The sequence below is a fragment of the Cetobacterium sp. genome (genome assembly GCF_048470075.1).
GTDB lineage: Bacteria > Fusobacteriota > Fusobacteriia > Fusobacteriales > Fusobacteriaceae > Cetobacterium_A.
This window is the reverse complement of sequence record NZ_DBGBQB010000013.1, coordinates 1-9,741: the sequence shown is the minus strand read 5'-3', so window position 1 is coordinate 9,741 and position 9,741 is coordinate 1. Positions and strand designations below refer to the sequence as shown.

Here is a 9,741-nt window from a genome sequence, read left to right as displayed (position 1 = left end):
CAGTAAGTGTACTACTATTTTTTCATCTAATTTAACTAATTTTAAACTCAACTCTTTTAATTGATCCAGAGATAAACTTCTAGATTCTGAACTAGCCCTATAATTTACAACTATATTGGTTTTATTTTTTTCAAAATAATTTTTATATTTTTTCTCATTTTTTCCTAAATATAGTTTATAACTTCTATTATCTAAGTTTATGCCTAAAGGTTTTAAATAGTCCATATTTATATCAACAGCATGATCATCCTCTTTTACATCAACATAACCATCAAAAATTGTTAACTCATCCCTTCTAATTCCAAATTTTTCAAGTCTATATCTTCCTATTAGATATCTTGGTGACATAATTCTCAGTGCTAAAATATGAATAAATCTACAGTTATTTGTAAAATCAAAATATAAATCATATTTTTTTCTAACTTTAAAAGCTCCTCTTATCTGTCTATATCCTTTAATAATCTTATTTCTTGTTGGTTTCTCATCTATTTCAATAATCTCATTGATATATGGTATATTTTCAACTAGGCTTTTAGCTCCTTTAATCACTGTTATATCTATTTTTACATCCCTATTTAGTTTTGATAGTGCTTCAAGCATTGGAGTTTTTACTACAATATCCCCTACTCTTCCTCCACCGATTAAAACTCTTTTTATTTTTTCATTTTTGATCTCTTCTTGTCTTTTTTTTCCTACTAACTTTATTGCTAATCCCCTAATCATAATGTTTCTCCCTCAATGCTCTAAAATAACTTAAATAAATCCTCTCTTATATATTCATATGTAAACTCATTCATTTTTCTGTACATCTCTTCTTTTATAGACTCCTCTAATTTTTTATCATTTAAAATCTTTAAAACCATATTTTCAAAAGCTAAACTATCATTTAATGGTATAAGCCCTCCAGCTTTTCCATCTACCAATATCTCCCTTGGACCAGTTGGACAATCATAAGCTACTACTATTGTATCGCATAACATTGACTCTATAAATACAGTTGGTAAGCCCTCTCCCATTGAAGTGTGTAAAAATAGTTTTGCTGCTTTCATATATGGAAATGGATTTTTTTTCTGTCCTAGAAGCAGTACTTCATCCTCTAGATTTAACTCCTTTATCCTTCTCTCTATATTGGGTCTATCATCTCCATCTCCCAATATGTATAATTTCTCTTTAATACCTTTTCTCTTTAATTCTGCATATATTTCAACTAATCCAACTCTATTTTTACCACCTACAAGTCTTGAAACAGCTACAAAGAAGTTATCCTCTAAAAGTTTTTTATCCTCTGAAGTAAGTTCTGATTGATCTAAAGCTTTGGCTTTTATTACCTCAAAGTCCATAGGATTGTAGATTCTTATTCCCTTATCCTTAAACTGAGGAAACATAGCCTCAAACTCTTTTTTCATATCATCACAAATAAGTACAACTTTTTTATATAGCTCAAATCTTTTTCTATAGTTTTCATATTTTCTACCTTTTTTATTGGCCAAAGAGAAATGAACCCATCCAACTACAGGAACTGTAAGATTTTTTATATATCTCCACATACTTCCATCAAAATCTAATACCACATCAAAATTATTTTTTTTAAAGTATCTATCTATCCATCTCTGAATAGTAACTCTACTATAATAAAGATTCCACTGATATTTTAATCTCACTAAAGGGTTCTTTTTATTTTTTGAAAGTTCCACTGTTTTTCTACAAAGACTTTCATCTTTTATATACTCTATCTTTATATTTTTGGGAACTTCACTTGCAAAAACATTTTTTTCCGGAATATTCTCTTTTATGATCAATGTAATATCTAGCTCAGGCTCCTTTGCCAATTTTTCTAAATAGTTTATTAAAACTCTCTCTATTCCTCCCATATATAATTGTCCATTATATATAGCTATCTTTTTTTTCATACACCAATCTCCCTTATATCAAACTTATTTATATCAGCTTCCTCTCCAATAGCTGCTATGTCTTTAGAGAAGATCTGCTTAACTAGAGGTGAATTTGGTCCCCAAACAACTGAGTTATTATCCCCTGTATCCAATCTATAAACTGCTGTCATAGGAAGTTTTTCTGCAACTCCAATATGTACTATTGAAGTATCTGGAGTTATTACATAATCAGCATGTTTTATTAGTTCCACTACCTCTAAAATTCCAGAAAGAGTTGGATATTTTACTCTATCCCTATCTCCTAAAACCTCAATAATTCCCTCTATCTCACTTTTTTTACTTGATTCTCCTATAAAGATTAACATGCTCTTTGAATCTTTTAAAACCTTACAACTGATTTCTAAAATCTTCTCTATATTAAAACTTCTATGTTTACTTGCAGCATATGGATTTAAAATCACTATACTCTCTGGGTTTCCAAGCTCACGAAGACGTCTTTTTATCTCATCCTTTACAATCATTCCAGTATGAATCTCATAATCTAAATTTGGATTTTCTATGCCTAAAGTATTTAGGACATTTTTATACATATCTGTTATATGTTTTTCATAGTTTTTTTCATAACTTAAATCAAATAGGTCCCAATCCTTTTTATCAAGTCCTATATTTATCTTAGCCTTACAAAGATTTATAAACTTCATCTGGTTAACTCTTAACATCTCAGAAAAATCTATAAGGACATCATAGTTTTCTTTTGCAATCTCACTTGCTAACTCGCTCTCTTTACCTTTTTTGTAGTTATAGATAATATCTATATGTGGATTAAATTTTATTATATCCGTTGCTGCACCTCTTGATACGACTCCTATTCTAATATCTGGATATCTCTTCTGTATCTCCCTAAACATAAGTGTATTTATAACCATATCCCCTATTTTTCCATCATAACGTAAAAAAAGAATAGACTTTACTCTACTCATATCAACTCTATTATTTTTAATTAACTCCAAGTGTTTCTCACTCTTTTTATCCCAAATCTTTCTACCTAATTCCAACCTAATTGGCCTTAGAAAATCTTGGATAACTCTATTTAATTTCCGAATCATATTTTCCTCACTAAACTATTAATTTTTATTTTAATTATAACACATTTTGACTATTTTTTTTATATTTTGAAAAATTTATGCTATAATAAGCCTTATGAATATATACTTTATTATTATTTTGGGGGAGGTAATATGAAAGTAATTGTTAGGCACCCTAGGAGTGCCGTTTTTTTTGACGAAAATCGTGATGTATTTATTAAAAATTTTAATCCTAAATTGATCAATAGGATCAAATTTTTCCTTGGTCTCAGGAGATATCCAGGAGAGAATTTTTATTATATATCAAAACTTTTAAACACATTAAACATCAACACACCACCAATTATCAACTATTCAAAATATTCAGTAGAAACTCAAAATGTACCTGGCTTGTCGCTCGAAAAGGCTTTAGAAAAGAACTCAGATAATCATATTATAATTGAACAGTATATCTCTTTTATACTCCGCCTTTTGGAAAATAACATCTATTGCGGAGATTTAAAATTTGATAATTTTATAGTATATAAAAATAAACTATATGCCTTAGATTTAGAAGATTATCGTCATGTGAAATTTTTTAAACATACAAATGAGGAGTTTTTAAAAAGACTAAAGGGAAAAATTCCAAAAGAGCTTTTTGAAACTATTATAAATAGACTTCAAGCCACTTAAAAATTTAAGTGGTTTTTTTATCCCTGTTTTTTAATTGTTGATGCATTTTTTTTTATAATTCATGTTATAAAAAATAATTTTTATCCTTTGTATATTAAAATTATACTTGAAAAATATTTTAAAGATTTTAGGAGGAATTTATGTTAAAAAGAGATTTTTTTATTCTACTTCTTACTGCCTCTACTGGAATTTTTGCACAAACAAGTAACGCTTTTACCGTTTCATTAGGAACTGTTAATGGTAAAGCTGGAGAATACGTATATGTTCCTGAAACAGGGGAAAAGGTTAGCTATTTAGATTGGAAAATTAAAAATGTTCCTGTCTTTATACTTGGTTATACACACACACTTAATAATATAGAGCTTCAAATGGGACTAAAGAAAAATTTTAACTCTACATCTAGTGGTTCTATGAAAGATTATGACTGGTACTCATCTGATGATGCTGAAGATGGAGCTACTCCAAAAGACTATGGAAAGCTCTCAAACTTCAGTGATAACAAAAACTATATAGATGATCTTTTAATGTTTGATACCAATATTAAGTACTGGTTTTATCACACTGATAACTTAAAATCTGGACCTATTTTAGGTTTTAAATATGATTACTTTAAATTTTATGCTAAAGGTGGAAACCAATATAACTATGAGTTGGATGGTACTACCACTGTAGATAAGGGAAACTACTCTAAAAAAGGTATTGAATACTCTCAAAAGTTTTTTACACCATATCTTGGTTATGGTGCTTCATATAACTTTGAAAAGCTAATTTTAGATTTAGAGATTAAAGGAAGTCTATATGGAAAAGCTAAGGCCAATGATAAACACCTTGAAAGAGGACCTATGGAATCTAAGGAAAAATATAAAAATGTTAAAAATTTAGGTATTAAGCTTATGGCTACTTATCCTATAACACCATCTATCGATATAAACGGTACTTTAGAGTATTCTAAATATTTCCATAAGAAAAAATCTAGCACTGATTTTATAAGTGAAGAGGGACAAAAAACTAATGGTATTAAAAATCTATCAGGTTTAAAAAATACCAGTTATGCCCTGTCTATTGGTGCTACATACAAGTTTTAAAAATTAGGAGGAAACAATTAAAATGAAAATATATAATAAAAAATATCTCTTTATTGGAGTCCTTGCCTCTTTGGTAACGGCATGTGGAAGCGGTGGAGGCGGTGGAGGTAGTAACTCACCTTCTACTTCTGTACCATCTCCACCAACTGCTTCTAAACCATCAACAGAAGTGGTTTCACCTGTAAAACCAGAGGGGAATATTGAAAAACCTGAAGCGAAACCTGAAGTAAAGCCTGTTGTACCACCTGCGGTACCTTCAGTGCCAAAGGTAGATAAACCTGACAATGCAGGTTCCAATCCAAATCCACCAGTTGAGGAGAATCCAGCTCCTATTCCACAACCAGAGGAACCCTCTTTACCAGTTGAAGGACCTACGGTTAAAAATAGTGAAGTATTAGAGGTTAGAAATATTGGTGGCACTGGTTTAAGAGCTTTTGACGATACAACTGCTATCAATGAAAAATCTGGAACTATAAATATTTTAGCTAACAGGAGTGTCGGTATGTCCTCCCATGGAAAAAATGCTAAAGCTATAAATAATGGTAATATTGTTGCTAATATGGAAGATCCAAATACATATGCAACTCTTATGAGATCCACTGAGGGAGGTTTTCTTGAAAATAATGGAAAACTTAAAGGGGATGGAACTATTCTAACTGGAATGTATAGTACATCTGATGGAGAAGGATTTACATCTATCAACAATGGTGAAATAGAGATCAATGGAAATAGAAAACCAAATGCTGCCTATGGTGATCTTATTGGTATGGGAGCACATAAATCAGTTAAGGAAAATAAACCAGATGAAGATATCTATATGATTAATAAAGGAAAAATCACTGTTAATAACAATGATTTTGACCTTATAAATCCAGATAAACCATTTGGTATTAATGGAATGTCTCTAACAGTTTTTAACTCTAAAGGTAAAAACACAATTGAAAATACTGGAACAATCTCAGTTTCTGGTAGAAATGCTCATGGAATGGATACATATGGCGAAAATACCTTTGCTATCAACAAAGGAGTTATCAGTGTAAATGGGGAAAAGGCTGTAGGTATGTACTCTATGAAAGGAGCTGTTGCTACCAACGAAAAAGAGGGTATTATCAATGTTCAAGGAATCAACTCCTATGGAATGGTTGCTAGAAGCGGTGGTAAAATTATAAATAAAGGTAAAATTGTTTTAGATGGAGATAGCCCTATTATTACAGGAATGTTTGCCGATCATAAGGGAAGTTCTATTGTCAATGAGGGAGAGATAGTATTTTCAAATGATGGTACTGGAAGAAGAGGTATCGTTGCAAATAATGGAGCTACATATATAAATAGAGGAAAAATTTTAGCAAATGGAAATTTAGAGATTTCCACAGACCAGTTAGGGAAGTTCATTGTTGGAAAAGAGGCCTCTGGAGACGTTTCTAGAGTTAGAGCTAAAAGAAGCCTAAAGATAGATGGAGATATTGTAGCATCTAAAGATTTAATTGAGGGAAATAAAAAAGAGATTGTCTATAATGATATTTTCTCTGCACCTAAAATTGAATTAGCTAGAGCTACTAATCCTAAAGCGGTTTCTCTATTCTATGAATCAAATGTAGAGATTAATGACAGTGGAAATGTAAATTTAAAAGTCTATAGAAATGAGACTACAATTGAGGAAATCTATAAAAGTAGGGAACTTAGCTCTTTATCTAAATCCCTATATAGTTATTTAGGTATTGAAAATATGAATCTATCTAAAGATGAAGAACTAGTTATGGATAAAATCTTAAAAAACGATAGTACTAATGAACTAAAAAAAGTTGTTAAAGATCTATCAGGGGAGATATATGCTAATCTTCCTAGACAAATTTTTGATATACAAAATAGATTTATAAAAGAGGATGGAAAACTTATAGATAACTTAAATGAGTATAGCTATAACTTTAACATTTTTGGAGATAAATCATCAGTTAAAGACAAGGGAGATATTTCTGGATATAAGACAGTGTCTGAAGGATTTGTGGGAACAAAAAGATTTGAAAATAATATATATACAACTATTGGATATGAGAATAGCAGCATAAAGTATAATGAGGGTTCTAAAGGTTCTATTCAATCTATCCATACTGGAGTTTATAAAAAACTTGCACTGAACAGTTTTGATATTAAGTTTGGATTAAATGGAGAGTATAACTTCCATGAAACTAATAGAGAGATTGATAGCTTTAATAAAAAAGCTAAGGGGAAATATAACTCATATACTTTAGGAGCAAATGGAGAGATCAGTAGAAGTTATGGAGAGTCTCTATACATTAAGCCAATGGCTGGATTAAACCTAGGGTATGGTAAACATAAGAGATTCACTGAAAAAAATGCAGGAGATTTGGGACTTACTGTTAAAGAGGAGGATTACTTCTCTATACTTCCAAGTGTTGGATTTAAAATTGGTAAAAATTTCAATTTTATAGATATATACTCAAACTTCATCTACTCTTATGAACTGGGAGATTTAAATAATAAGCAAGATATCTCTCTTTTAGGAGATAGAGTTAATTACAATCTAAATAATGATTCTTTAAAAAAGGAGAACCTACTTGCTAATGCTGGAATCTCCACTGAGATTAAAGATTTAAAAGTGGCTCTTGAAATCGGAAAAGAGTTTGGAAAAAGAGATAACAACTACCTATCTTTAGGTATAGGCTATAAATTTTAGTACTCCTTAAATATGGGAAAAGCTGCATTATTTGCAGCTTTTTTCATTTGTTATAACTCCATTAAACACTTTTACTCAAGTGTTATTTATCCCTATTTCTAAAATATTAATGTGTTTTTTTTCATAATTCATGTCATAAAAAATAAATTTCCACCTCTATGTATTAAAATATAGTTGAAAGAGGGATTAGGGAGGATTTTATTTTGAAAAATAGAAATTTGAAATTTTTACTACTGGGAATGACTATTTTTAGTCTATCTACACAAACTTTTTCCCAAGAGTACAGAGAAAATAACGAAGTTATGGAAAGATCAAATCTAAGTGCTAAAGAGCAAATTATAAACTTGGAAAAGGAAAATACAGATTTAAGAAAGCAAGCTAAAGACCATATGGCTCTTATCAAAGGAAAGCAAAACTTAAATCAATCATATAGACATAGATTGACATATGAAACTGGTGAAGAGAGAGAAAAAACTCTAAAGAAGCAGGAGGCTACAAGTGCTGAAATTTGGAAACTTGTGGCTGAAAGAAATGCTATGTTTAAAACTATCAATAAAAATGATGAACTAATTGAGGCTTTAAAAAAAGCACCTATTGCTAAGCCTATTGAGGATAAAAAAATAGAAAAAGAACCAGTTGTTGAGAATAGGGCAGAGGTTATTGAAAATAAGCCCGCTGAGGAAAATAAACCTGCTGAAGAGAGCCTTGCTCCTGCTGCCATTGAAAACTCTGTTGTAGAAAATCGTGAAGAGATTATTTATGAAGTTTCAGAGTATGAGAATATTGATGAAAACCTTGAAAGAGATGGAGTAGCAGATATAAATCCTCCTATTAATGCCAAAGAGATCTATATTAAAAACGGAGTTTTTGATCTACTTAAAAGTTTAGCTGATACAGATAGTCTTGAAAATCTACCTGTACCAAAATCTTTAGATGAGGCTCTTAATACACTAAAGACCTTAAAAAATAATACACCATATACACACTCTTTAAAAACAGGTATTGAATCTATACAACTTTTTGAAAACAATATAGTTCTAAAAGATAAAACATCTGAAAACCAGTGGAATGCAAAAGGTGGTGTTCTTTCATCTCATAGTAAAGACAATGCCAATATAACATCAAATATAAATGGAGCTATCGCTACTGTTGAATATGGTGTATCTGAAAATAACTCTATTGGATTTGCACTTGGAGGAAATCATCAAAGTTCATCTTTTAAAGATGATAACTCTTTAAAAGGTACGTCAATGTATGTTGGAACTTACTTTGAAAACGATATTAAAAATATTAAAACTGTCACTGGAATGGGATATCAATTAACTGATTTAAAATCTGAAAGAGATAAAAACTCTCAAAAGTATAAGCAAGGGACTTATAATATCTTCACAGAGTTTTCATATATGATGGATTTCTCAAATACTCTTCATATAGAGCCTATAATGAGATTAAGTTACTATAATCTATCTCAACATAAAATTAAAGAGAACTACAAAGACAAATCGGTGAATATGAGAGTTAAAAAGACAACTAAAAAACTTGGAAATCTTTTTATTGGAACTAACCTAATAAAAGATACACACTTTAACTCTGGAAAACTTTCATCTATTTTGACTTTAGGAGTTAATAATACTCTAGGAGATAGAGCTTTATCTGCAACTGGAAATATAGTTGGCAAGGACACTATGGGATCGAACTTTAAATTAGAAAATGAAAAATTCTCTAAAATAAATGGAGTTACAGGATTATCTTTAGAGTTCCAAGGAAATAATAATACCACTTACTCAACTGGAGTAAACTTCCTATTTGGAGATAATTCAAATAGAGCACTTCAGTTTAATGTAGGTGTTGGCTATAAATTTTAGTACCCCTAAATAGTAAAGAGACCACAGAATTTCTGTGGTCTTTTTATTACTTTTTATTTTTGCACTTTTTACAAATCCCATTAAAAGATATATTGTATCTATTTATTAATATATCCTCATCCTTTGAGACTTTGTCTATAAAACTTTTCACTTCTGGAATATCTATATCTGTTACACTTCCACACTCATCACATATTAGGTGAGCATGAGGCTCCAAATTTTTATCAAATTTATCCACCTGGTTAGGTAAACTAACTTTTTTTATAGCTCCCATCTCTGTAAGTTTCGTTAAATTTCTATATACTGTACCTAAACTTAACTCTGGGTTATCTTTTTTTAAATCTGCATATATTGTATCAGCTGTAAGGTGTTCGTGACTATTTAATATATAATTTAAAATTAATTCTCTCTGTTTAGAAAATTTCACAATTATACCTCCTTTATCTC

Annotated in this window: 8 protein-coding genes; 4 read left to right on the top strand and 4 right to left on the bottom strand. The window is 30.1% G+C overall.

What is annotated here, in order from left to right:
• The 3 genes from ACMOUI_RS00415 to ACMOUI_RS00405 form a co-directional block, all read right to left on the bottom strand.
• On the bottom strand, nt 1–723 hold a 723-nt coding region (locus tag ACMOUI_RS00415), incomplete at its 3' end, for a glycosyltransferase family 9 protein (RefSeq protein ID WP_418963770.1).
• A gap of 20 nt (nt 724–743) precedes the next feature.
• Nucleotides 744–1,910, bottom strand: a complete 1,167-nt coding sequence (locus ACMOUI_RS00410) for a glycosyltransferase (protein WP_418963769.1) — start codon at nt 1,908–1,910, stop codon at nt 744–746.
• Nucleotides 1,907–2,998 carry a glycosyltransferase family 9 protein gene (locus ACMOUI_RS00405; protein ID WP_418963768.1) on the bottom strand — a complete coding sequence of 364 codons (1,092 nt, stop codon included), beginning with the start codon at nt 2,996–2,998 and terminating at the stop codon, nt 1,907–1,909. Before ACMOUI_RS00405 ends, ACMOUI_RS00410 begins: the two co-directional genes overlap by 4 nt.
• A 369-nt stretch (nt 2,999–3,367) precedes the next feature.
• On the opposite strand from ACMOUI_RS00405, the gene ACMOUI_RS00400 reads away from it, so the two are divergent.
• From ACMOUI_RS00400 to ACMOUI_RS00385, 4 genes are all read left to right on the top strand, one after another.
• On the top strand, nt 3,368–3,649 hold the full coding sequence (locus ACMOUI_RS00400; RefSeq protein ID WP_418963767.1) for a hypothetical protein: 282 nt from the start codon (nt 3,368–3,370) through the stop codon (nt 3,647–3,649).
• Nucleotides 3,650–3,789: 140 nt separating this feature from the next.
• Nucleotides 3,790–4,734 carry an omptin family outer membrane protease gene (locus ACMOUI_RS00395; protein ID WP_418963766.1) on the top strand — a complete coding sequence of 315 codons (945 nt, stop codon included), beginning with the start codon at nt 3,790–3,792 and terminating at the stop codon, nt 4,732–4,734.
• 22 nt (nt 4,735–4,756) lie between these two features.
• Complete coding sequence (locus ACMOUI_RS00390) at nt 4,757–7,429, top strand: autotransporter outer membrane beta-barrel domain-containing protein (protein WP_418963765.1); 2,673 nt, start codon at nt 4,757–4,759, stop codon at nt 7,427–7,429.
• A 203-nt stretch (nt 7,430–7,632) separates the two neighbouring features.
• A complete protein-coding gene (locus tag ACMOUI_RS00385; protein WP_418963764.1) occupies nt 7,633–9,294 on the top strand; it encodes an autotransporter domain-containing protein in 1,662 nt (553 codons plus the stop codon).
• 46 nt (nt 9,295–9,340) lie between these two features.
• Here the strand turns inward: ACMOUI_RS00385 and ACMOUI_RS00380 are convergent, their stop codons facing one another.
• Complete coding sequence (locus ACMOUI_RS00380) at nt 9,341–9,721, bottom strand: Fur family transcriptional regulator (protein WP_418963763.1); 381 nt, start codon at nt 9,719–9,721, stop codon at nt 9,341–9,343.
• Nucleotides 9,722–9,741: the final 20 nt, after the last annotated feature.

What these genes read in the sequence shown, in the direction of transcription:
- ACMOUI_RS00410 (WP_418963769.1), bottom strand. Translation starts at nt 1,910, where the DNA reads ATGAAAAAAAAGATAGCTATATATAATGGACAATTATATATGGGAGGA.
- ACMOUI_RS00405 (WP_418963768.1), bottom strand. Translation starts at nt 2,998, where the DNA reads ATGATTCGGAAATTAAATAGAGTTATCCAAGATTTTCTAAGGCCAATT.
- ACMOUI_RS00395 (WP_418963766.1), top strand. Translation starts at nt 3,790, where the DNA reads ATGTTAAAAAGAGATTTTTTTATTCTACTTCTTACTGCCTCTACTGGA.
- ACMOUI_RS00390 (WP_418963765.1), top strand. Translation starts at nt 4,757, where the DNA reads ATGAAAATATATAATAAAAAATATCTCTTTATTGGAGTCCTTGCCTCT.